24 protein-coding genes are annotated in these 21,430 nt (G+C 57.8%); 22 read left to right on the top strand and 2 right to left on the bottom strand.

Annotation, left to right across the window (positions count from 1 at the left end; genetic code table 11):
• Positions 1-148: 148 nt before the first annotated feature.
• Positions 149-865: a serine O-acetyltransferase EpsC gene (epsC, locus tag RSE16_13845; GenBank protein ID WRH77372.1), complete on the top strand. Its 717-nt coding sequence runs from the start codon at positions 149-151 to the stop codon at positions 863-865.
• Positions 862-1,209 carry a DUF2794 domain-containing protein gene (locus RSE16_13840; GenBank protein ID WRH75764.1) on the top strand — a complete coding sequence of 116 codons (348 nt, stop codon included), beginning with the start codon at positions 862-864 and terminating at the stop codon, positions 1,207-1,209. Before epsC ends, RSE16_13840 begins: the two co-directional genes overlap by 4 nt.
• Before the next feature lie 56 nt (positions 1,210-1,265).
• On the opposite strand, the gene RSE16_13835 is transcribed toward RSE16_13840, so the two are convergent.
• The gene (locus tag RSE16_13835) at positions 1,266-2,171 is read right to left on the bottom strand and encodes an SDR family NAD(P)-dependent oxidoreductase (GenBank protein WRH75763.1); all 906 of its coding nucleotides are present in this window, start codon (positions 2,169-2,171) and stop codon (positions 1,266-1,268) included.
• A 234-nt stretch (positions 2,172-2,405) separates the two neighbouring features.
• On the opposite strand from RSE16_13835, the gene RSE16_13830 reads away from it, so the two are divergent.
• From RSE16_13830 to RSE16_13800, 7 genes are all read left to right on the top strand, one after another.
• The gene (locus RSE16_13830) at positions 2,406-4,802 is read left to right on the top strand and encodes a TonB-dependent receptor (GenBank protein ID WRH75762.1); all 2,397 of its coding nucleotides are present in this window, start codon (positions 2,406-2,408) and stop codon (positions 4,800-4,802) included.
• Positions 4,803-4,937: 135 nt separating this feature from the next.
• Entirely contained in the window at positions 4,938-6,497 is a 1,560-nt protein-coding gene (locus RSE16_13825) for a porin (protein ID WRH75761.1), read from the top strand.
• A gap of 115 nt (positions 6,498-6,612) precedes the next feature.
• Positions 6,613-7,107 carry an SgcJ/EcaC family oxidoreductase gene (locus RSE16_13820; protein WRH75760.1) on the top strand — a complete coding sequence of 165 codons (495 nt, stop codon included), beginning with the start codon at positions 6,613-6,615 and terminating at the stop codon, positions 7,105-7,107.
• Between the two features lie 226 nt (positions 7,108-7,333).
• On the top strand, positions 7,334-7,672 hold the full coding sequence (locus tag RSE16_13815) for a hypothetical protein (protein ID WRH77371.1): 339 nt from the start codon (positions 7,334-7,336) through the stop codon (positions 7,670-7,672).
• 43 nt (positions 7,673-7,715) lie between these two features.
• Entirely contained in the window at positions 7,716-8,012 is a 297-nt protein-coding gene (locus RSE16_13810; GenBank protein WRH75759.1) for an HPr-rel-A system PqqD family peptide chaperone, read from the top strand.
• A 67-nt stretch (positions 8,013-8,079) separates the two neighbouring features.
• Positions 8,080-8,859 carry an HprK-related kinase A gene (locus tag RSE16_13805; protein ID WRH77370.1) on the top strand — a complete coding sequence of 260 codons (780 nt, stop codon included), beginning with the start codon at positions 8,080-8,082 and terminating at the stop codon, positions 8,857-8,859.
• Positions 8,860-8,870: 11 nt separating this feature from the next.
• A complete protein-coding gene (locus RSE16_13800) occupies positions 8,871-9,962 on the top strand; it encodes a nucleotidyltransferase family protein (protein WRH77369.1) in 1,092 nt (363 codons plus the stop codon).
• Here the strand turns inward: RSE16_13800 and RSE16_13795 are convergent.
• Positions 9,947-10,618 (bottom strand): HAD-IA family hydrolase, encoded by a 672-nt coding sequence (locus tag RSE16_13795; GenBank protein ID WRH75758.1) that lies wholly within the window; start codon positions 10,616-10,618, stop codon positions 9,947-9,949. The genes RSE16_13800 and RSE16_13795 overlap by 16 nt on opposite strands.
• Before the next feature lie 127 nt (positions 10,619-10,745).
• On the opposite strand from RSE16_13795, the gene glmU reads away from it, so the two are divergent.
• From glmU to RSE16_13730, 13 genes are all read left to right on the top strand, one after another.
• Positions 10,746-12,092, top strand: coding sequence for a bifunctional UDP-N-acetylglucosamine diphosphorylase/glucosamine-1-phosphate N-acetyltransferase GlmU (gene glmU, locus RSE16_13790; protein WRH75757.1), 1,347 nt, complete (start codon positions 10,746-10,748; stop codon positions 12,090-12,092).
• A 212-nt stretch (positions 12,093-12,304) separates the two neighbouring features.
• Positions 12,305-13,015 (top strand): alpha/beta fold hydrolase, encoded by a 711-nt coding sequence (locus tag RSE16_13785; protein WRH75756.1) that lies wholly within the window; start codon positions 12,305-12,307, stop codon positions 13,013-13,015.
• Between the two features lie 37 nt (positions 13,016-13,052).
• Positions 13,053-13,430, top strand: a complete 378-nt coding sequence (locus tag RSE16_13780) for a ribbon-helix-helix domain-containing protein (protein ID WRH75755.1) — start codon at positions 13,053-13,055, stop codon at positions 13,428-13,430.
• Positions 13,427-13,807 carry a PIN domain-containing protein gene (locus RSE16_13775; GenBank protein WRH75754.1) on the top strand — a complete coding sequence of 127 codons (381 nt, stop codon included), beginning with the start codon at positions 13,427-13,429 and terminating at the stop codon, positions 13,805-13,807. The genes RSE16_13780 and RSE16_13775 overlap by 4 nt, the downstream gene beginning before the upstream one ends.
• A 15-nt stretch (positions 13,808-13,822) precedes the next feature.
• Positions 13,823-15,646, top strand: a complete 1,824-nt coding sequence (glmS, locus tag RSE16_13770) for a glutamine--fructose-6-phosphate transaminase (isomerizing) (GenBank protein WRH75753.1) — start codon at positions 13,823-13,825, stop codon at positions 15,644-15,646.
• Positions 15,647-15,762: 116 nt separating this feature from the next.
• Complete coding sequence (locus RSE16_13765; GenBank protein WRH75752.1) at positions 15,763-16,752, top strand: division plane positioning ATPase MipZ; 990 nt, start codon at positions 15,763-15,765, stop codon at positions 16,750-16,752.
• Positions 16,749-17,135, top strand: a complete 387-nt coding sequence (locus tag RSE16_13760) for a GFA family protein (protein WRH75751.1) — start codon at positions 16,749-16,751, stop codon at positions 17,133-17,135. Before RSE16_13765 ends, RSE16_13760 begins: the two co-directional genes overlap by 4 nt.
• A 2-nt stretch (positions 17,136-17,137) precedes the next feature.
• A complete protein-coding gene (locus tag RSE16_13755; protein WRH75750.1) occupies positions 17,138-17,260 on the top strand; it encodes a hypothetical protein in 123 nt (40 codons plus the stop codon).
• A complete protein-coding gene (locus tag RSE16_13750; protein WRH75749.1) occupies positions 17,250-17,669 on the top strand; it encodes an OsmC family protein in 420 nt (139 codons plus the stop codon). Before RSE16_13755 ends, RSE16_13750 begins: the two co-directional genes overlap by 11 nt.
• A gap of 120 nt (positions 17,670-17,789) precedes the next feature.
• A complete protein-coding gene (locus tag RSE16_13745; protein ID WRH75748.1) occupies positions 17,790-18,977 on the top strand; it encodes an aspartate aminotransferase family protein in 1,188 nt (395 codons plus the stop codon).
• Positions 18,974-19,900 carry an ornithine carbamoyltransferase gene (gene argF, locus RSE16_13740; protein ID WRH75747.1) on the top strand — a complete coding sequence of 309 codons (927 nt, stop codon included), beginning with the start codon at positions 18,974-18,976 and terminating at the stop codon, positions 19,898-19,900. Before RSE16_13745 ends, argF begins: the two co-directional genes overlap by 4 nt.
• Entirely contained in the window at positions 19,900-20,820 is a 921-nt protein-coding gene (locus RSE16_13735) for an Hsp33 family molecular chaperone HslO (protein ID WRH75746.1), read from the top strand. The genes argF and RSE16_13735 overlap by 1 nt, the downstream gene beginning before the upstream one ends.
• 162 nt (positions 20,821-20,982) lie before the next feature.
• Complete coding sequence (locus tag RSE16_13730; protein WRH75745.1) at positions 20,983-21,396, top strand: hypothetical protein; 414 nt, start codon at positions 20,983-20,985, stop codon at positions 21,394-21,396.
• The last annotated feature ends 34 nt before the right edge of the window (positions 21,397-21,430 follow it).

Below are 21,430 nucleotides of genomic sequence, written 5' to 3'. Positions count from 1 at the left end.
TTTAAGCCATGTGTAATTGTCATCTGCTGTGACGGAAACAATGGCAAAAGCGGCAAGGGATGACTATGTTCCTTATTGCGACCCGAGCCAGACCAGGAGAATGTCCATGGAAAAGGCCGGAAAAAATGCGGCGGGAGACGTAACAGCGATGCTTTCAAACATCGTCGACTATCTTGATTCCATCAAGGCGCGCGATCCTGCACCGCGCAGCCGCTGGGAGATTTTGCTCTATCCGGGCGTGTGGGCACTCGCCCTTCATCGCGTTGCGCATTGGCTGTTTCGCGGAGAGATGTATTTCCTTGCGCGTTTTGTGAATCATTTTTCCCGCTTTCTGACCGCGATCGATATTCATCCGGGGGCGCAGATCGGGCGGTTTTTCTTTGTCGACCATGGCTTTGTCGTGATCGGCGAAACTGCTGAAATCGGGGATAATGTTACCATCTATCAGGGTGCGACGCTCGGCGGCACTAACCCGACCGGAGGGCAGGGCGGAAAGCGCCATCCCACGATCGGCGATAATGTGATCATCAGTCTCGGCGCCGCCATATTGGGGCCGATATATGTTGGCGCGAACAGCCGTATCGGGGCCAATGCCGTGGTTACCAAGGATGTTCCCGAAGGCGCGACAATGGTGGGCATTCCTGCCAAGCCGACGCTGGTTGAGGTCAAGCCTGAAACCCAGAATTTTGTGCCCTATGGTACCCCCTGCACCGAAAGATTCGATCCGGCGACGCAAAAGCTGGAAATCCTGCAGTGCGAAATGGAAACCCTGCAAAAGCGGTTGGCCCTGTTGCTTGAAGAACGTGATGCTGCGGCAGCGGCAAAGGGCAATAGCGGCAAGAAGGGCGGTCGGACCTCGGCTTGAGCGCGGTTATCACACCCTTTCCGGTCAGCGCCCGCTTGCCCAGCCAAGTGGGTTTTGACCGTGACGAACTGACCCGCATTCTCGACCTGTATGGCCGCATGGTCGCTGCCGGAAATTGGCGCGATTACGCGATTGACCTTGGTCGCGACATGGCCGTCTTTTCCGCCTTTCGCCGCACTGCCGAGCGGCCCGAATATCGCATCGTCAAAAACCCTGCATTGCGAAACAAGCAGGGGATGTGGGCGTTGATCGGTGAGGGCGGCGCGGTGTTGAAACGTGGGCATGAACTGGCCCCCGTTCTCGCGCCGGTCGAACGCAAACTTTTGAAACTGGTCGAGCCATAGAAAAAGCCCCCCGGCCGCGTGGCAGGAGGGCGTTTCTTGAACTTTCAGAAGGCAGCTTAGCCCGCTTTGGCCTGCAGCAGCTTCATCGCCTGCATCGACTGTTCGCCGCCCGACTGGGGAACCATCTCACCGGCGCGATCGCTGATCTCGGCGAAATTGGCAGCAACGCCCTCCGGCGTTAGATCATCACCCGACAGCAACTTGCCTTGCGTCATGGTGACATTGGCTGTGTGGAAGAAGCCTGCGCCCGCACCCATGATGACATTGGACGGCGCATCTTCGGATACCAGGAACAATGCAGCAGGCACGACATTGACCGGATCGAACATCGCAAAGGCCGCAGGCGGCAGGATGTCTTCGGTCATGCGGGTGGCAGCGATCGGGGCGATTGTGTTGCACTTCACATTATATTTCGCGCCTTCGAGATACAGCGTCTTGGTGAAGCCTGCGAGCCCCAGCTTTGCCGCACCATAATTGGCCTGGCCGAAATTGCCGTACAGGCCGGTCGATGAAGCGGTCATCAGGATGCGGCCGTAATTTTGTTCGCGCATCATATCCCACACCGCCTTGGTGCAATTGGCCGAACCGTTCAGGTGGACGTCAATGACCAATTTCCAGTCGGCAATTTCCATCTTCGCAAAGCTCTTGTCGCGCAGGATGCCGGCATTGTTGATAAGGATATGTACCCCGCCCCAGGCTTCTTTTGCCTTGGCGACCATTTCCACCATCTGTTCATATTCAGTAACGCTGCCGCCGTTCGACATGGCTTCACCGCCGGCAGCCTTGATTTCTTCAACCACCTGCAGCGCGGCGTCCGAATGGCCGGTGCCGTCGCGCGAACCGCCAAGGTCGTTGACAACAACCTTTGCGCCGCGCTTTGCGAGTTCGAGCGCATAGGCCCGACCCAGACCGCCGCCAGCGCCGGTCACAATTGCGACTTTATCCTTGAAATTGATGGTCATGGTTTTTCTCCTGACGCTAGATTGACGCGCGGCGTCTTTTCCGAACCCCGCACAGATAATGGATGCGGCGCGACTTGGCACGACCCTTAGCTTTACGCAAGCGTAAAGCAGGGCGTCCCACTGTCATAAATCGGTCAATAATCTGACGCTGATCCGTCACCAAAGCGTCGCTCGCCTGTAACGTCGCCGCCCTAGTGCCGCCCCAACAGCAACGAATCACACGGGGTGACCATTATGTTTCCAAGATCCGCTTTTCTCGCAGGCACCGCGCTTGCAGCTTTTGCAACGGTGCCGGCATTTGCCAACGATGCCATGGCTGTTGATGCTGACGCAGGCGCCGTTGAAGCTGGCGGTGAAGCCTTTGGCGAGGCGCAGGATAGCAGCGGGCTGGTCGACATTGTCGTGACCGCGACCAAGCGTGAAACCAATTTGCAGGAAACGCCGATCGCAATTGCGGTGATGAGCGATGAGGATCTGCAAAAGCGTCAGGCATCAAGCCTTTTGGATCTGGGTGATGGCGGTATCCCCTCGCTGCGCATTTCGACCTTTGAATCGCGCCAGACCGCGCTGACCATCGGCATGCGTGGTATCGTTCCTGATGATGCCAATCAGCCGGCGCGCGAACAGGGTGTCGGCGTTTATGTTGATGGCGTTTATCTCGGCCGCCAGCATGGTCTGAATGCCGGCTTCCTTGATGTCGAACGGATTGAGGTGCTGAAAGGGCCACAAGGCACATTGTTCGGCCGGAACACCGAAGGCGGTGCCGTGAATATGGTGCTGCGCGCACCGAGCGGCGAATTTGGCGGCCGCGTGACGGCAGGGCTTGGCAATTACGGGCGTTACAATGGCACGCTGCGGCTTGATCTGCCTGAAGTTGCGGGCTTCTCGATCAAATTGGACGCGTCGCTACAGCATCAGAATGCCACCACCCAAAACCCGCTCGCCGGGCAAAAGGGTTGGAATTATTTTCACCGTTATGGTGGCCGCGCCGCCGTTCGCTGGAAGCCCAGCGAAGATTTCACCGCCGATTTCTCGATCGATTCGGGCCATGATGAAAGCACGGCTTTCCTTAGCCAGTTGATCAATTTCAACCCCACCGGTCGCCCTGTTGCAACCGTTGCCCAGATCCAGGCCAATGGCGGGCGCCTGCCGTCTGGCTTTGTGGCACCGCTTCCCGCCCTTGTAACCGTCCAGCCCGAGCGCGCTAAAACCGCCTCTGTCGGCGTGCTGCAACAGCCCAGCATTGGCAAAACCTTTGGCGTGACGTCAAAACTGGCTTGGGACATCACCGACGATGCCGAGATCCGTTCAATCACCGCTTGGCGCACCGTAAGCGACCGGCAGTTCGACAATTCGGGTCTTGCCAATCGCACCCCGGTTTTCGCACCCAATGGCAGCTTCAGCCGCTACAGCATCGCCACGCTCGATCAGCGCCAGTTCAGCCAGGAATTGCAAGTGGTCGGCAAAGCCGGCGATCTTGATTATGTCTTTGGCGGTTATTATTTCAACGAACGCGCCGAAGATTCTGCGCGCACGCCCAACACTAACCGCTGGAACGCCGACGGAACCGCCTATTCGATCATCGATCCGGCTACCTATCCGCTATCGCCGGTTGCGCGTGCGAGCGTCGCCTTTGCAAAAAGCTATGCCGTCTATGGCCAGGCGACCTATAATCTCAAAACGCTTGCGCTCACGCTGGGTGGCCGCATGACCCGTGACGAGAAAAATGGTCGCCTTTTCACCGTCAATGGAGCGGCGACAAGTTTCACCTTCCGCGAAAATGACCGCCGCTTCGATCCGCTTGCGACGATTGCCTGGCAGGCAAGCGACAGCATCAATCTCTATGCGAAATATGCGACCGGTTATCGCGCCGGCGGGGCCAGTTCACGCTCGCTCAACTACCGGTCGTTCGGTCCGGAGGCCGTGAAGTCTTACGAAGTTGGCGCGAAGACCGAATTTTTCGATCGCCTCGTCCGCCTGAACCTAGCCGGCTACATCATGGATCGCACCGACACACAGGTCGATTTCAACTTCTTCATCCCGCAAACCAATGGCACCGTGCGGAACACGCTGGAAACCGTGAACGCCGCCGGGACGACGAAAATTCGCGGCATCGAAGCCGATCTGACGGTGCGGCCGGCAGATGGCCTGTCGCTTGGAATGTCCTATGCCTATACCCACACCAAGGTTCCGCCCGCGCGGAATACAGTTCAGGAACAGCTTAACGCATCATTGACGCCGCCGGTGACAACGCCGGTGTTCCAGGACGTGTATATCCTTTACACGCCCAAGCACGCACTGTCGGGTTCGATCGATTATGACATTCCGGTCAGTGCCAATGGCGCAATGTTGAAGCTGCATGTCGACGGAAATTATTCGTCACCTGCCTTTACCTTTGCCAGTGAGAATGTGAAAACCGACAAGAGCTTTATCGTCAATGCCCGACTGTCGCTCGCTGAAATTCCGATGTCGGATAACGGCCAGAATATGACAGTCGCGCTCTGGGCGCGGAACCTTCTCAACAATTCTATCATCTACCGCCGTTCGAACGCCAACAGGCTGGTGCTGGGTGATTATGCCAATTTCAATGCGCCACGCACTGTCGGGATGGAAGTGACCGTGGCATTCTGACGATCATCTAACAGCAGCATTTTTAAATTGTAACATAGCTGCAACAAAAGCGTCATACTGCCCGTCACCGACGACGGGCAGGCCTTGCATCATGCGGACCAACATGCTTGTTCGCATGATGCAGGAGCAATTTTTATGACGTTGGCAAAATCGATCTATCTCGCAGGTACGGCGGTTATCGCCCTGGCAATGGCCGATCCAGCTGCGGCGCAGTCGAACGATGCCGAGGTCGAGGCATTGCGTGCAGAGGTTTCTGCGCTGAAGGCGCAACTCGCGGAACTTTCGGCGAAGGTCGAAAAGGTCGCAGCCGCGCCTGCGCCGCAACCTGCCCCAGCGCCTGAGAAAAAGCCCGATTCGAAGCCTGCACCCGAAATCGCCTTCAAAGGGGCGGCTGAAATCAAGGGTGACGGTGGATGGACATTCAAGCCGCGTGGCCGCCTGCATTATGATACCGGATATGTTGGTCTGCCCGGCGATTATGCCGCCAACCGTAACCTCGGCTTCAACAGCCGCGTCCGCCGCGTCCGCCTGGGTGCAGAAGGAACGATGCCGGGTGGATTTGGCTATAAGGTCGAGGCAGATTTTGCCAATTCGACGGTTAACTTCGGTGATGTCTTTTTAAGCTACAGCCCGGCCAATGCCCCGCTTGTTGTGCGCATTGGCAATTTCGAAACGCTCAACGGGATGGAGCAGATTTCGAGCTCGAACAACAACTCCTTCCTTGAACGCGCGGCATTCAACGATGCCTTCCTGAACAGCCGCCGTCTTGGCGCTGCCTTGGCCTGGCATAGCGGAAATGACGATTGGCGCGCCGAGGCTGGCATGTTTGCTGCGCACAGCATTGACAGCACATTCGACAATGATGGTTATATTGGTGCCGCGCGCCTAGTTTACGCGCCCAAGGCTCTGGGTGGGCAGTTGCATTTCGGCCTCGGTTACCAGCATCGTGAATTTGCATCCAATGGCGGCATTGCTGGCGTCAATACACCATCGACCGGACAGGTCGCCCGGTATCGCGCACGTCCCAACACGCAGCTGACGGACGTACGTTTCGTCGATACCGGCAATTTTGCGGCAAAGAGCGACCGGATCATCGGGGCCGAGATTGCGGGTGTGTTCAAGGGGCTCTATTTTGTGGGTGAGGGTCAATGGCTGAAGGCTGATGCCTATCGTGCCGGCGATCGTGCAACCGGGCTGGATGCATTCAGCGGTGGCAATCTGGCCGTAACGCCGACAGGTGATCCTTCTTACTTCGGCGCTTATGGCGAAATAGGTTTCTTCCTGACCGGTGAAACGCGCGGATATCGTCGTGGCGAAGGTATCTGGACGCGGACCAAGGTGCTGAACCCGCTGAACAAGGGTGGATCGGGCGCATTCCAGATTGCGGCGCGCGTCGATCATATCGATCTTGACGATGCCGCGCTGAAAAACGGCCTCACCAACAATTTCACAACCGGCATCGGCAGCCTTGCGGCCTTGCCGGGACGGCTGGGGCGCGGCGGTTCGCAGACAAGCTATCTGCTCGGTCTGAACTGGTATCCGATCGACTATATCCGTTTCATGGTCAACTATGGACGCATCCAGGTCAATGGCGGGCCCGTTGCCTCTTTGGTCGATCCGCTGTCCACTGTGCCAGTCGATCGCCAGTCCTATGGCACGGATCTGTTTCAAGCGCGGATGCAGATCGAATTTTAGTTGATGTTCGATGGGCGTAACAAGTTACATGCTGTGACGTAACGCCTGGTTGAATCGCCATAAATTAGTTCCGATATGCGCAGCGGGGAAACGCTACGCATATCGGAGAGTTAATATGGTTCGTAACGCTATCCTGGCCCTAGGCGGTGCAGCTGCACTCGTCGCATTCGCGCCTATGGCGGAAGCCAAATCGAAAACGTCGAGGATGAAATGCGCTGCGGTGACGCAGCAGCAGGTCGATGGGCTGTTTGGCCAATTCAACGCGGCATGGGCCACGAAGGACCCTGCGACGGTGACCAAGCTTTTCACCAAGGACGCCGTTCTGTTGGCAACGGTTTCGAACAAGCCGCGCACCAACCATAGCGAAATCCAGGACTATTTCGTTGGCTTCCTCAAGGGCAGCCCGGTCGGCACGATCAATAGCAGCACTTTCAAGATGGGCTGCAACCAGGCAGCGCGACTTGGCACCTGGACAGTGACCCTGACCGACGCTGCGACCGGTGTAAAAACCGACGTGAAGGCGCGCTATTCCTTCATCTACCGGCTCGAAGATGGTGCGTGGAAGATCGACCATCTACACTCTTCGATGATGCCGGAAAAGACCAGCTGATCGATTTTCGATCACATTGAATAAAGAAAAGGGGCGGCCTGTATGGCTGCCCCTTTTTTCGTGCCGTTAACCCGTCAGTGCGGGGATGTCCCGTTCCAAGACGCGGCCCGATGTTTACAATTCAGGCCATGGATTTACGCGGCGATCTTGCTAAGGAAAATGCATGACTGGTGACGAGGGTAATAGCGACGCGAACAAAGCGAGTGGATCCAGCCGCCGGGCTCTGATGCTTGGCGTGGCCGGTGTCGCCGCAATCGTCTCGGTCCGTCCGGCGCTGGCGCAGACGGCTGGCTCAGTCCTTAACTGTCAGATCCCTGTTCCCGGGCCGCATGGCACAGGCATGAATATTGATGCTGCGGGCAAGCTGGTGCCGCCTGATACGCCGGGATCATTCGTTGCCACCGGCCAGAAATTTACCGGCGAAGAAGTGAAGCGGGCTTTATCAGGCAGGACCCTGCCGGGTACGAGCTATGAACAAAGCCAGGCCTATGTGAATTATATCCGCCGGCTGCAGGCTGGGCAGAGCGGTTTCACTTGTTTTGCCTCGTTGCAAATGCCCCGCTGATTGAGCGGATTGAATTTTAACGGCAACGCGTTACGCCTTGGCCGTGGCCGCGACCGATAAACTTTACCAAGCAGAACCCGCCGACAGCCTTATTGTCGACCCGCTCGATATGCTGACGCTTATCTATCAGCGCCGTTCCGGGGTCACCCATATGGTGACAGAGCCGGTGCCGCAGATGCTTGCCGCCATGCGCAACGATGCGGTCGACGCGGCAACGCTCGCGGCTCGGCTGGCAACTCAGTTCGACCTTGGCAAGCGTGCCGAGGCCGTTGCACTGATTGCCATCCGTTTGGAAGAACTGGCCGATCTGGGCTTAGTGGAGCGCGTGTCCGGTGCATGAATTCCACGTCCGCATCGGCCCCGCCGCATTTCGCATCGGTTCGGTATGGCGTGCGCCGATCGAGCGGATGGCCGCGCTATATGCCGGTTATCCGCGACCGGAATATGTCGATTTCACAGTGCGGTTGGAAGCTGCTAGCCGGCTGCGGCGCTGGCTGCGGCCATCGGTAGCGATCAAGGGCGACTATATGCTGCCCGATGCTGCGCCCTTGCCGCTTTCGCAGGGGCTGCTCGCCGCTGAAATGGCGATGAACCTGCAAGTTGCGCTTGGCTGGCGGCGCCACCTGCTCCTTCATGCCAGCGCGGTTGAGCGCGACGGGCGTGTTCTGGTGATGACCGGCGCATCCGGGTCGGGCAAGTCGACGCTTGCGGCTTTGCTGTCCTGCCGGGGCTGGCGCTTTCTGGGCGACGAATTTGTGCTGCTTGATCCGTTGAGCGGCGACATCATGCCCTTTCCGCGGCTGATCAGCCTAAAGAATAGCGCGATTGCAGCGATGGAGGCGGCCCGGCCAGACGCGCTCTTTGGCCCGTTGATGCGGGATACGCCTAAAGGCGATATCCGCCACATGGTGCCGCCTGCTGATGCCATTGCACGCATGGGCGAGGGCGGCCGACCGGCGCTGCTGCTCTTTCCGCGCTTTGGCGAACCAAGGGCGGTGCGCAGCGTGGCGGCCGGGGAAACCTTCATGCGGCTGACGCAGGCGTCGACCAACTATGTCGCCCTGGGCGAGGCAGGATTTACGGCGCTGACCCGTTTTGTGAAGTCGGTGCCGTCGCTGGCGATCGATTATGAAAGCGGTGAAGAGGCCATTGCGCTGGTCGAGCAGCTTTGGGGCGACCGGCCGTGAAGCGCGATGCCATGCTCCTTGTCGATGCGCTCCGCCACCCCGCATCGACGGCCAGTCTTGATGCGCGTGGCTGGACCGATCTGCTCACCATGGCGCGTGCCGAGCAGCTTATCGGTACCTTGGCAGCGCGACTCAAATTTGAGTCAGTGCCTTCGAACGTCGCAGAAATCCTAGCCGAAGCGCAGATCAACGCAGAATATCAGCGGCGGTCCGCGCTTTGGGAGGCCGATTGCGCCCGGCGCGCTTTGGCGGACTATCACGGCAAGGTCGTGCTGCTTAAGGGCACTGCTTATGCCGCCGCTGGGCTGCTTGCCGGTGACGGCAGATCGATTGGCGACCTCGACATCATGGTGGCGCGCGAAGATCTGCCGCAGGTGGAGGCGCTGTTGCTGGACAGAGGCGGCTGGGAATGGGTGAAGGAAGACGCCTATGACGACGCCTATTACCGCGACCATATGCACGAACTCCCCCCGATGATCCATAAGGAGCGCGACCGGATGATCGACGTGCATCACACCATCCTGCCGCTGACAGCGGGGCCGACGCCGGATGCTGCAGGGATGTTGGATTGCGCGGTTGCGCTGCCGCTTCCTGAGCAATTTGAACATCCTGACGATGATCTTGATTATCGCTATCCGCTGCCCACGCCCTTCCAACCAGGCAAGACCTATATTTTGTCGCCACACGACATTCTTTGTCATTGCGCCGCGCATTTGATCGCAGACGGCGACCTTACCGGCGGTCTCCGAAACTTGTGGGATTTCCATTGTATTGCCAACGAAATGCAGAACCGCACCAGCGGAAAATACTGGCATGATATCTACGCTGCGCCCGGGTGCCGTCATCTATATGCATCGGTGATGCGTGCTGCACGTCTTTCGCACCATCTTTATGGAACCCATGTTTATCCAAAACAGGAACGGCTTGCATTCACCGACTATCTCTTCATCCACCGCCTCACCGCACGTGACGGCTGGGGGCGGCCGACGCGCAAATGGCTTCGGCTCATATTCTACATCCGCTCGCACCTGCTGCGCATGCCGCCGCTGATGTTGGCGCGGCATTTATGGGTGAAATGGCGTAAAGGTCAGCCGAGCCGCTGAAGCGTGTCGAACAATTCCTGATAATGGCCGATTACCGCATCGGCGCCCAATTGTTCGGCGGGTTGATCAAGGAAGCCAAAACTGACGGCGATGCTTTTGATGCCCGCGGCTTGCGCGGCGTGCACGTCATGGATCGTGTCGCCGACAAAGGCGGCTGGGCCACCACCGCAGCGCCGGATCATTTCGTGGATCGGGTCGGGCTTTGGTTTGCCATTTCCCTTTCCCATTGTGTCGCCACCGATGATGGTCGCGAAACGGTCGGCCAGCCCTACATTGCCAAGCAGTTCGACCGCCAGGTTTTCAAACTTGTTTGTGACCACCGCCAGCTTCGCACCCGTCGCTGCCAGTTGATCCAGCGCCGCTTCCAGGCCCGGAAAGGGCGGGCAATTGCTGCCCAGATTTGCGCGATAATGGTCGACCAGTACCGGGTGCAGGGCGTGGACCGTTTCATCGTCTGCACCGCCTGACTGTTCCAGCCCCAATTTCAGCATATGCCGCGTGCCCATCCCGACCAGTGCCTTTACGCCGTTGGTTGCGATCGGAGGGCGGCCAATGCTGGCCAGCGCATGGTTGAGCGATGCTGCCAGTTCATAGCTGCTGTCGAGCAAGGTTCCGTCGAGATCAAACCCAACGATAGCGAATGGAAAATCAGTCATGGTTCGGGCCATAACTTTCAATGCAGCAAAGTCGAGATGCGTCGTTTTTGCAAAATGGAAATGATTTACGAAACATTCGTCTGCAAATTCTGGAAAGTGCAATCATTTGCTCCTAAAGCCGTGGTCCATGAACAAAATTGCTGCCGTCATCCTCGCCGCGGGCAAGGGCACCCGCATGAAATCAGATCTGCACAAGGTGCTGCACCCGATAGCTGGCCGGCCGATGCTGATGCATTTGATGGCAAGCGTTGATGCGCTTTCGCCCGCAAAAAAAGTCGTCGTTGTCGGCGACAAGGCGGACCAGTTGCGGGACGCGCTGGGTAGCAGTGCCGAAACCGTGGTGCAGGAACCGCAGCTTGGCACGGGCCATGCGGTGCAGCAGGCTGAGGGTGCGCTGGCGGGTTTCGATGGCGATGTATTGATCCTTTATGGCGATGTTCCTTTCGTGCCGTCAGCGACGATGCAGGCAATGATTGATCGGCTGAACGGCGTGGACGCGCCCGCCGTAGTGGTATTGGCGTTCGAGCCTGAAGATCCCACCGGCTATGGTCGTGTGATCGTTGAGGGTGGCAAGATCGTGAAGATGGTCGAGCAGAAGGATGCGACGGACCTCGAAAAGGCTGTCAAATTGTCCAACTCCGGCCTGATGGCGGTGAAGGCTGCGGACTTGTTCGCGCTGCTCGCCCGGGTGACCGACGATAATGCGCAAAAGGAATATTACCTCACCGATATCGTCAACATCGCCAATGCCGATGGAAGGACCTGTGTGGCGGTAGCCACCGATCCTTTCGATGTTGCCGGCATCAACAGTCGCGCGCAATTGGCAGAGATGGAAGGCGAATGGCAGGCTCGTCGCCGGGCGCAGGCTATGGACGATGGCGCGACTTTAACTGCGCCAGACACAGTCTGGTTTTCCTATGACACGGCGATTGGCCGCGATGTGCTGATCGAACCCAATGTCTTTTTTGGCCCCGGTGTGTCGGTGGCTGACAATGTGAAGATCTGCGCCAATTGCCATATTGAAGGCACCAGCATTGCCAGCGGAGCCGAAGTCGGCCCCTTTGCTCGCCTCCGTCCTGGGACTGTGCTGGAAGAAAAGACGAAGATCGGCAATTTCGTCGAAACCAAGAAAGCGCATCTGAAAAAAGGCGCAAAGGCCAACCATCTGACCTATCTGGGCGACGCTGAAATCGGCGCGGGCGCGAATATCGGGGCTGGCACGATCACCTGCAATTATGATGGCTATTTCAAATATAAGACGGTGATCGGCGAGGGGGCGTTCATCGGATCGAACAGCGCCTTGATTGCCCCGGTGAAGATTGGCCGTGATGCGATTGTCGCGGCGGGCAGCGCAGTGAGCCGGGATGTAGCCGATGGCGAACTTCGCATGGTGCGCGCCGAGCAAATGGTGAAACCCGGCTGGGCAGATCGCTTCCATGATGCGATGCGAAAGAAGAAGGCCGAGAAGAAGTGATGAAGCGTTGCGTTTCGTCTTTCGTGGCAGCGATTCTTGTCGCACTAGCACTATCCAGCACAGCAGCGGCTCAGTCCGAGAAGACGTTGCGTGAAGCACGTGCTGGTCAAGGACCTGAGGTAATTAACAACCTCCGCCAATCGGCTAAGCCGAGAAAGCCACCGGCAAAATCTGGCCTTACGCTCGTATCTTGGCCTGGGCCGCTGGGGAATATGGCAGGTTATCTCACCTCCGACCCTGGTGACGGCAATCGGCATCCGGCCATTGTTTGGGTGAGCGGCGGCGATACGGCAATCGGTGATTTTTGGAGCAAGCAACCGATAGAAACCGATCAATCGGCAGCTGCGTTTCGCGAAGCTGGAGTCGCGGTGTTCTATCCTGCAGTTCGTGGTTTGAATGGCAATCCGGGTCAGATTGAAGGTTTTTATGGCGAACTGGACGATCTGATCGCGGCCACGCAATGGTTGAAACAACAGTCGTGGGTTGACCCCGACAAGGTATATCTTGGCGGTCACAGCAGCGGTGGCACTATGGTCCTGCTCGCTGCGGAATATGCCGATGAGTGGAAGAGTGTTTTTGCGTTCGGACCGGTTGCCGATCCTCGTGGCTATGGACCATTTTTGTGGGGCGCACTTCCGTTCGATTCAAGCAATCAACATGCAACGAAGTTACGTGCCCCGCTGCACTGGCTATCGTCAATCAGAATGCCGACACTCATTGCTGAAGGCGACCGGCAAGGTAACGTCGGAGCAATTGACCAGTTTCGACTGACCAATCGCAATCCAATGGTGCATATTGCGCTGGCTCCAGGCTGCACGCATTTTTCGATTTTGCGTCCCGCCAGCGAGAAGATCGCTAAGGCAATCAAAAATGATTCGGTCGAAGGTCTGCTGGACGACGGCTTCGCGGTCAAATGCGAGTGAAGCTTGACATGATATCATGATATGATATCAATATATCATGACTCGCATCCTCGCCGATCTACCCGATGAAGACATCAAATGGCTCGACCAGCTAGCCGCCGAGCAGGGCAAGTCGCGCGCGGCTGTTCTGCGTGAGGCTGTGTCGGCTTATCGTGCTGAAGCGCCGTTGGCGGGTAATAAGGATTGGTTGGATATAGGTTTCGGTGCCTGGAAAGATCGCACTGACATTGGTGATTCTGTGGAATGGCAACGTAGAGAGCGCGCTTCATGGACCCGCTATTGGGATGACGATTATGAGGATGTGAAGGCTGAATATCCTGATCTGTTTGATGAAGAAGATGACCGGCAGCGGCAAATCTATCTCGATATGCTGAAGGGGAAATATCCCGAGCCGAAGAGACCGCAGCCAAAGTGAGAGGTTTTACTTTCGATTCCAACATCATCATCGACGCGCTGTCTGGATTTCCCCAAGCGCGCGCGGAGATTGATCGTGCGACCGATTTTGGGTCCCGCGCCTGGATCAGCCGGGCTGTCTGGATCGAGGTCATGTCAAAAGGCGAAGGTGAAGGGTTGCGACGGGCAGAAATCCTTCTTACCGGTTTTAGTGTCGATGAAATCGACGCAGAGATTGGTCAGCGCGCCGCAGCTTTGCGTCGTGAGCGCCGTGGCCTGAAAGCGATGGATGCGATCATTCTTGCAACGGCTCAGACACGCGGACGCGTATTGATTACACGAAATACAAAAGATTTTCCGGCAGAAATGCCGGGCATCCGCGTACCCTATACACTCTAATTGAAAGCAAATCGCATGTGCGGCATTATTGGCATCGTCGGCAAGGAAGCAGTGGCAGACCGTTTGGTCGATGGCCTGAAGCGGATGGAGTATCGCGGTTATGACAGCGCGGGTGTTTGCACTGTACTCGACGGCCAGTTGATCCGCCGCCGTGCGGAAGGGAAGCTGGGCAACCTCGTCAAGGAGCTGGCTGGAAACCCTGCGCCTGGCAATATCGGCATCGCCCATACCCGTTGGGCAACGCATGGTGCGCCGACGACGAATAACGCGCACCCGCATGCGACGGGTGAAGTGGCGCTTGTCCACAATGGCATTATCGAGAATTTCAAGCAGCTGCGCGATGCGCTGACTGCGCGCGGGCGGACCTTTGAGAGCGAGACCGATACCGAAGTCGTCGCGCATCTTGTTTCCGAACAGATTGAGGCAGGCCAAGCCCCGACCGAGGCGGTGAAGGCGGTGCTGCCGCAACTGCGCGGCGCATTCGCACTCGCCATCGCTTTCCGCGAAAATCCGGATTTTCTGATCGGCGCGCGTCTGGGGTCGCCCTTGGTGGTCGGCTATGGCGATGGTGAAACCTATTTGGGGTCTGACGCGCTGGCGCTGGCGCCGTTGACGCAAAAGATCGCCTATCTTGAAGAAGGCGATTGGGTGATCGTCTATCGTGAAGGCGCGCAGATTTTCGATAAGGAAAATAATCCTGTCTCGCGGGAGATTACGACTTCAGGTGTCAGCGCAGCCCAGATCGAAAAGGGCAATTACCGCCATTATATGCAGAAAGAGATTTTCGAACAGCCGACCGTGGTTGCCCAAACTCTGCAAAGCTATATCCGGTCGCTCGAACAGACCGTGGCGCTGCCGCAGATGGATTTCGACCTTGTCGGCGTGAAGCGCATCACCATCGTCGCTTGCGGCACCAGCTTTTATGCAGGGATGGTCGCGAAATATTGGTTTGAAACCTTCGCGCGCGTTCCAGTCGATATCGATGTAGCGAGCGAATTCCGTTATCGCGATCCGGTGCTGGAGGAAGGCGGCTTGGCGCTGTTCATCAGCCAATCGGGTGAAACGGCAGACACGCTGGCGGCGCTCCGCCATTGCAAGGAACAGGGGCAGACGATCGCGGTCGTCGTCAATGTACCGACCTCATCAATGGCGCGTGAGGCGGACCTGCTGCTGCCCACCCATGCCGGCCCGGAAATCGGTGTCGCCTCGACCAAGGCCTTTACCTGCCAACTCGCTGTGCTGGCCGCGCTGGCCGCGCACCTTGCGCTGGTGAAGGGCAAGCTGTCGGCGGAAGAAGAGCGGGAGATTGTCCGCCATCTGATCGAGGCGCCGGCGGCATTGAATGCTGCGCTTGCCCATGACGAAGATATTGCCGACATGGCGCATCTGATCGCGCCGGCGCGCGATGTCCTGTATCTCGGTCGAGGTCCGGATTATCCGCTGGCGCTTGAAGGTGCGCTCAAGCTCAAGGAAATCAGCTACATTCATGCGGAGGGCTATGCCAGCGGTGAGATGAAGCATGGTCCGATCGCCCTCATTGACGAAGCGGTGCCGGTGATCGTGCTCGCACCATCGGGCCCGCTGTTCGAAAAGACCGTCAGCAACATGCAGGAAGTGCGCGCACGCGGCGGCAAGGTGGTGCTGATTTCCGATGCCGAAGGGATTGCAGAGGCGGGCGAAGGCTGCCTTGCCACGATCGAGATGCCGAGCGTGCATCCGCTGATCGCGCCCTTGGTCTATGCCGTGCCGGTGCAACTGCTTGCCTATCATGTTGCCGTTGCCAAGGGCACCGATGTCGATCAACCGCGCAATCTGGCGAAAAGCGTCACGGTGGAATGATCCGGTAGTCGCCGCGATCCCCTTGATCGCTGCGGCACATTGCGCCATCAACCGGACAGCGGAGGTCGCGGCAATTGGGGTTTTTCTCGCGCTTGTTCAGGCTAAAGCCAAAGCGGATGGCATTGCCGCCGCCGGTCAATGTCGCGCCCGCTGCATGGCCGCCTGCACCGATCGCCACGCTATCCCCAGGTTCCGTTCCTGCTTTTCCGGTATCCACATTTGATCAGGGTACGGAATTTGGCACGCCGGGCGGATTGTCGCCGCAACAGCCAGAACCGGCATGGATGAAATATCCGTTGTCGGGGCAACGCGGGCACATCATCGTTTTTGCCAATGAAAAGGGCGGCGTCGGCAAATCGACCAGCGCCTTTCATACCTGCATCGCGCTGTGCAACGCAGGAGAGAAGGTCGCGGCACTTGACGTCGATCTTCGCCAATTGACGCTCCATCGCGCGCTTTGGGCGCGGCAAGAAAGCGAGCGGGAATATGGTGTCCGTCTGCCAGGGCCCGAACAGATCATGCTGGTTCAGCAGAATGAGGCGGAACTGGAGGAAAAGCTGCGCATGGCGCGCATCCATCATGATTTCATCGTGATTGACGTAGGCGGCCATGATTCGCCCATTGCCCGGCGGGCGATCTTCATGGCCGATACGATCGTGACTCCGGTCAATGACAGCTTCATCGATCTCGACATGTTGGGCAGGATCAACCCGCGTACCGGTGAATTCCAGACATTGGGCAATTTTGCACGGTTGGTCGAACATCTGAAAGAACCTGGCCTTGCGATACGGCCGAAACCGCTCGACTGGGTGGTGATGCAGAACCGTTCGCGCAATTTCGCGACCAAGAATGAACGCAAGGTGCTGGATGCTTTGGGGCAGATCGCACCGGTTGCGGGTTTCCGGATCATTCCGGGGCTGCGGGAGCGCGTGACTTATAGGGAATTGTTTCCGATGGGGCTGACACTGTTCGATCTGCAGGCGATCCCCGGCCTCGGCAAATTGCAGCCGGCTGCAAGAGAGGAAATCTGGGCGATGCTGCGCGCACTCAAACTGCCAAGCGACGCGCTGGCCAAGGCGATTGCGCCACCGGCAGAGGCCGAATGAGCGGGATTGACCTGACCGGCGGCTGCCATTGCGGCGCGGTGCGTTTCGGCTTTAAGCTGCCAGCGGCCGAGGTGGATCTGCTCGATTGCAATTGCTCGATGTGCAGTTGTTCAGGCTATCTGCACTTGATCGTGCCGCATGAAGATTTCAGCCTTTTGACACCCGTATCGGCAATGACCGCATATCGTTTTGGAAGTGGCGTGGCCGAGCATCTTTTCTGCGCGACCTGCGGCGTCAAATCCTTTTACCAGCCGCGATCCCATCCGGAGGCGTGGAGCGTCAATTGGCGCTGCATTGACGAAGGCCATGGGGTCAATGTCCACATAAGGCCCTTTGACGGCCGCAATTGGGAAACGGCACGCGCGCAATTGGGGGATGGCTAGCCATGTGGAAAACGGTTGTAATCATCCTGCTGCTGCTGATCGGATCGCATCTGTTGCTATATGGCTATCTGCGCCGTCAGATTGCTGCGGCTAAACGCGCGAAGGATAATGCAGATGAAGGATAATCCCTGCACCACCGTCGAAAGCAGCGAAGGCGTTTATGCCCAACGCATTAAAGCGCGCATCCATGAATGGACAGCGGGGGAGCCTGTGGAGGTGGGCGGCATCGACAATGGTCCGACACCCTATGAACTGCTGCTTTCAGCGCTTGGCGCCTGCACCTCGATCACGCTTGAAATATATGCTGCGCGTAAGGGCTGGCCGCTTGAAAAGGTTCATGTCACGCTGGAGCATTCAAAGGAGGAACGGGCGGGTGAAAATGGCGGAAAACCAGTGGATATGATCGACCGGATCATCCGCCTTGAAGGCGCGCTGGATGACGCTCAGCGCGCGAAGCTGCTCGAAATTGCAGAGAAATGCCCGGTGCACCGTACGCTGACCAATCAGATCAGTATCAATAGCTTGCTGGGGTGAAACGCCGCAGGCCGCGGGGGTTGATTCGACCTTGACCGGGGCCTATACCACGGACTTAGATATTGGCGGCTCCCGAGGGGGCCGCTTTTCGCTTTTGGGACAAATGGAAAGGGAAATCCCATGACAATAACGCCTCTGATGCCTGTCTATCCCCGTTGCGGGTTCCGGCCGGTTCGAGGCGAGGGTGCGTGGCTTATTTCCGACGACGGCCGTCGTGCGCTGGATTTTGCCAGTGGAATCGCGGTCAACCTTTTGGGCCACGGCCATCCGCACCTGACCAAGGCGATCCAGGATCAGGCCGCGACGTTGATGCATGTGTCAAACCTCTATGGCAGCCCGCAGGGGGAGGCCTTTGCCCGGCGGCTTGTAGACACGACCTTTGCCGACACGGTGTTCTTCACCAATTCGGGCGCAGAGGCTTGCGAATGCGCGATCAAGGCGGCGCGCGCCTATCATCAGTCGGCAGGCAATGAACATAAATTTGAACTGATCACCTTCAAAAATGCCTTTCATGGCCGCACCATGGCGACGATTTCGGCGAGCAATCAGGAGAAGATGCATAAGGGCTTTATGCCGCTTCTCGACGGTTTCAAATATGTCGATTTTGACGATCTGGAAGGCGCAAAGGCAGCAATCGGTCCAAACACTGCCGGCTTCCTTGTTGAACCAATCCAAGGCGAAGGCGGCATCCGCCCCGCATCAGAGGCTTTCCTGAAAGGCTTGCGTGCACTGGCGGATGAGCATGACCTGATCCTGATTTTTGACGAAGTGCAGTGCGGTGTCGCGCGCACCGGCGCGCTTTATGCATATGAACATTATGGCATTACGCCCGATATCATGGCCTCGGCCAAGGGTATTGGCGGCGGTTTCCCGATGGGCGCATGCCTTGCAACCGAAAAGGCTGCACGCGGTATGGTTTTCGGCACACATGGTTCGACCTATGGCGGCAATCCGCTGGCGATGGCGGCAGGCCAGGCGGTCTGGGATGTCGTTGCCAATGACGAATTTCTTGCGCAGGTGCGCGCTACCGGTGAAAAACTGCGCGCCGCTATCGAGCAGTTCATAGGCAATTATCCAGATCTGTTCACCGGCGTGCGCGGCATGGGGCTGATGCTGGGCGTGATGATGACGCATGAAACGCGTGCCTTTGTGGCCCATCTGCGCGACAATCACGGGCTGTTGACGGTCGCTGCGGGTGACAACACCTTCCGCGTGCTGCCGCCGCTCAACATCGGGGATGCCGAAATCGCAACCTTTATGGAAAAACTGTCGGCCGGAGCTGCCGACTATGTGAAGCCAGAGGCATGAACCGCCATTTCCTGAACCTGTCGGATGCCGGCGGGGATGCGATCGCCGCAATGATCAGTGACGCGATTGATAGAAAAGCAGCGCGCCAGGGCTGGCCGAAGGGTAAGGCGGATGCCGATGCTCCGCTGGCGGGCCATACGCTGGGCATGATTTTCGAGAAAAATTCCACCCGCACCCGTGCCTCGTTTGAAATGGCGATCAAGCAATTGGGCGGTGACAGCATGTTCATGGCGTCGGGCCAGATGCAGTTGGGACGTGGCGAAACCATCGCCGATACGGCCCGGGTGCTGTCCCGTTATGTCGATGCGATCATGATCCGCACCGATGATCATGCCAAGATTGAAGAACTGGCGCATCATGCGACAGTGCCGGTGATCAATGGCCTGACAGATCTTTCGCATCCCTGCCAGATTGTCGCCGACCTGCTAACGCTGGTTGAACATGGCAAGGCGCTGCCCGGGCTGGAGGTCGCATGGCTGGGCGACGGCAATAATGTGCTGCATTCGATCATCGAGGCAGCGGGGTTGATGAAGTTCAACGTTCGCATCGGCGTTCCGCAAGGCTATGATTGTGACGCCAGCTTTATCGACGCGGCGCGGGCGCAAGGCGCGCAGATCATGGTGACCCGCGATGCCATGGAGGCGGCCGCCGGGGCTGATATGATCGTCACCGATACCTGGGTGTCGATGGGTCAGGAACATGCCCATAACAAGATTGCGGCAATGATGCCCTACCAGGTCGATGAAAGGCTGATGGCGGCTGCGAAACCCGATGCCAAATTCCTGCACTGCCTTCCCGCGCATCGTGATGAGGAAGTAACCGGGGCGGTGATCGATGGCCCGCAGTCGCTGATTTGGGATGAGGCTGAAAACCGGCTGCACGCGCAGAAATCGATCCTGCTCTGGTGCTTCGGCAAGCTGTGATGACTGCACAGTCAGAAACCTTTTCCGATCGTCCGTTGCGCTTTTCGATACCGGCGCTCAACGCGCGCGGCCGTGTGGTGCGGTTGGACGCTGTGCTGAACGATGTGCTGTCGGCGCACGCCTATCCGCCGGTGATCGAAAAGACCTTGGCCGAAGCGCTGGTGCTTACCGCGTTGCTGGGTACGACGCTCAAGGATCGCGAAGGCCAGTTGACCATTCAGGCGCAGACCCAGAACGGCCCGATTTCGCTGCTTGTCTGCGATTATATCGATGGCGCAGTGCGCGGCTATGTTCAGTTTGATCTTGCCCGCCTGGCCGAGGTGCCTGCCAATCCCAATCTTTTCGCGCTGTTTGGTAAGGGCTATCTGGCTGTCACCTTTGACCGGCCGCTGCCAGAGGCGCAGGGCGGGGGGCGCTATCAGGGGATCGTGCCGCTGGAGGGCGACAGCCTGAGCGAAGCGGCGATGCAATATTTCGACCAGTCCGAACAATTGCCGACTTTCATCCGCATTGCGATTGATCATGTTGACGGGCGCTGCGTTGCAGGCGGCCTGATGGTGCAGCACCTTGCAGAAGGTGAGGTTGGGCGCGAGCGTTTGCATGTCCGGCTTGACCATCCCGATTGGGAACATGTGCGCATGCTTTCGAGCACGATCCGGCCCGAAGAACTTGCCGATCCTGCTTTGCCGCTGGAAGAAATCGTCTGGCGTCTGTTTCATGAGGAACAGGAAGTCCGCATCGAGGCAGGGCATGGCATGTCGAAGGGATGCCGCTGCGATCCTGACCATATTCGCGATGTTATTGCCCGTTTTCCAGCGACCGAACGTGCTGAAATGGTCGATGAAAAGGGTGACATTGTCGTCAATTGTGAATTCTGTTCGCGTCGCTTCCCGATCAGCCTGGTGAGCCTTTCCAACTGAAAAGCGTGGGTTTCGTTCAGCCCCAATTAACCAGCCTTCACCTATTCATCGTTCATAAGCCACGGTTTATCGTTGGCAGCGGCGCCAAAAAGGCGTAAGTACCGAAATCAATAACGGGTCGGGTCGCTGGGTTGGATATTGAAACGGCGGAACGAAGCAGTCATGACACGAACATTATGGATAGCAGTGGCGTCGGCAGTCGCGGGACTTGCAATCTTGCCCGCGGTGTTTGCGGCGCCTGTAACCGGCGGCGGAGATCTGCTGCAACAAATGGAAAAGGGCCTGTGGCAATTCCGTCCGATTGGAAGTAGCAGCGCGCCCGGAGCGTCGCAGTTGTGCGTCACCGATCCAAAGCAACTCGCCCAGATTCAACACGGTAGCAGTGCCTGTTCACAGTTGGTCGTGAAATCGAGCCCAAATTCGGTGACGATCAGCTATTCCTGCCGGGGAAGCGGGCAGGGCCTCACCACTATTCGCCGCGAAACCGATCGGCTGATCCAGATCCAGTCACAAGGCATCCGCAACAATGCACCTTTTTCCTTCTCGGTCGAGGCGCGCCGACAGGGTAGTTGCTGACAAATCGCGGTCGTTTAAGCCCCTGTTAACCGTA

Origin of the sequence: Sphingobium sp., assembly GCA_035196065.1 — a bacterium.
Lineage (GTDB): Bacteria > Pseudomonadota > Alphaproteobacteria > Sphingomonadales > Sphingomonadaceae > Sphingorhabdus_B > Sphingorhabdus_B rara.
The sequence above is the reverse complement of the archived record's forward strand: the minus strand, read 5'-3'. Positions and strand labels throughout refer to the sequence as shown.

What these genes read in the sequence shown, in the direction of transcription:
- RSE16_13835 (WRH75763.1), bottom strand. Translation starts at nt 2,171, where the DNA reads ATGACCATCAATTTCAAGGATAAAGTCGCAATTGTGACCGGCGCTGGC.
- RSE16_13825 (WRH75761.1), top strand. Translation starts at nt 4,938, where the DNA reads ATGACGTTGGCAAAATCGATCTATCTCGCAGGTACGGCGGTTATCGCC.
- RSE16_13800 (WRH77369.1), top strand. Translation starts at nt 8,871, where the DNA reads ATGCTCCTTGTCGATGCGCTCCGCCACCCCGCATCGACGGCCAGTCTT.
- RSE16_13805 (WRH77370.1), top strand. Translation starts at nt 8,080, where the DNA reads ATGGCCGCGCTATATGCCGGTTATCCGCGACCGGAATATGTCGATTTC.
- RSE16_13795 (WRH75758.1), bottom strand. Translation starts at nt 10,618, where the DNA reads ATGACTGATTTTCCATTCGCTATCGTTGGGTTTGATCTCGACGGAACC.
- RSE16_13830 (WRH75762.1), top strand. Translation starts at nt 2,406, where the DNA reads ATGTTTCCAAGATCCGCTTTTCTCGCAGGCACCGCGCTTGCAGCTTTT.
- argF (WRH75747.1), top strand. Translation starts at nt 18,974, where the DNA reads ATGAACCGCCATTTCCTGAACCTGTCGGATGCCGGCGGGGATGCGATC.
- epsC (WRH77372.1), top strand. Translation starts at nt 149, where the DNA reads ATGCTTTCAAACATCGTCGACTATCTTGATTCCATCAAGGCGCGCGAT.
- RSE16_13745 (WRH75748.1), top strand. Translation starts at nt 17,790, where the DNA reads ATGACAATAACGCCTCTGATGCCTGTCTATCCCCGTTGCGGGTTCCGG.
- RSE16_13760 (WRH75751.1), top strand. Translation starts at nt 16,749, where the DNA reads ATGAGCGGGATTGACCTGACCGGCGGCTGCCATTGCGGCGCGGTGCGT.
- RSE16_13815 (WRH77371.1), top strand. Translation starts at nt 7,334, where the DNA reads ATGCTTGGCGTGGCCGGTGTCGCCGCAATCGTCTCGGTCCGTCCGGCG.
- RSE16_13730 (WRH75745.1), top strand. Translation starts at nt 20,983, where the DNA reads ATGACACGAACATTATGGATAGCAGTGGCGTCGGCAGTCGCGGGACTT.
- RSE16_13750 (WRH75749.1), top strand. Translation starts at nt 17,250, where the DNA reads ATGAAGGATAATCCCTGCACCACCGTCGAAAGCAGCGAAGGCGTTTAT.
- RSE16_13780 (WRH75755.1), top strand. Translation starts at nt 13,053, where the DNA reads ATGACTCGCATCCTCGCCGATCTACCCGATGAAGACATCAAATGGCTC.
- glmU (WRH75757.1), top strand. Translation starts at nt 10,746, where the DNA reads ATGAACAAAATTGCTGCCGTCATCCTCGCCGCGGGCAAGGGCACCCGC.
- glmS (WRH75753.1), top strand. Translation starts at nt 13,823, where the DNA reads ATGTGCGGCATTATTGGCATCGTCGGCAAGGAAGCAGTGGCAGACCGT.
- RSE16_13785 (WRH75756.1), top strand. Translation starts at nt 12,305, where the DNA reads ATGGCAGGTTATCTCACCTCCGACCCTGGTGACGGCAATCGGCATCCG.
- RSE16_13735 (WRH75746.1), top strand. Translation starts at nt 19,900, where the DNA reads ATGACTGCACAGTCAGAAACCTTTTCCGATCGTCCGTTGCGCTTTTCG.
- RSE16_13755 (WRH75750.1), top strand. Translation starts at nt 17,138, where the DNA reads ATGTGGAAAACGGTTGTAATCATCCTGCTGCTGCTGATCGGATCGCAT.
- RSE16_13765 (WRH75752.1), top strand. Translation starts at nt 15,763, where the DNA reads ATGGCATTGCCGCCGCCGGTCAATGTCGCGCCCGCTGCATGGCCGCCT.
- RSE16_13820 (WRH75760.1), top strand. Translation starts at nt 6,613, where the DNA reads ATGGTTCGTAACGCTATCCTGGCCCTAGGCGGTGCAGCTGCACTCGTC.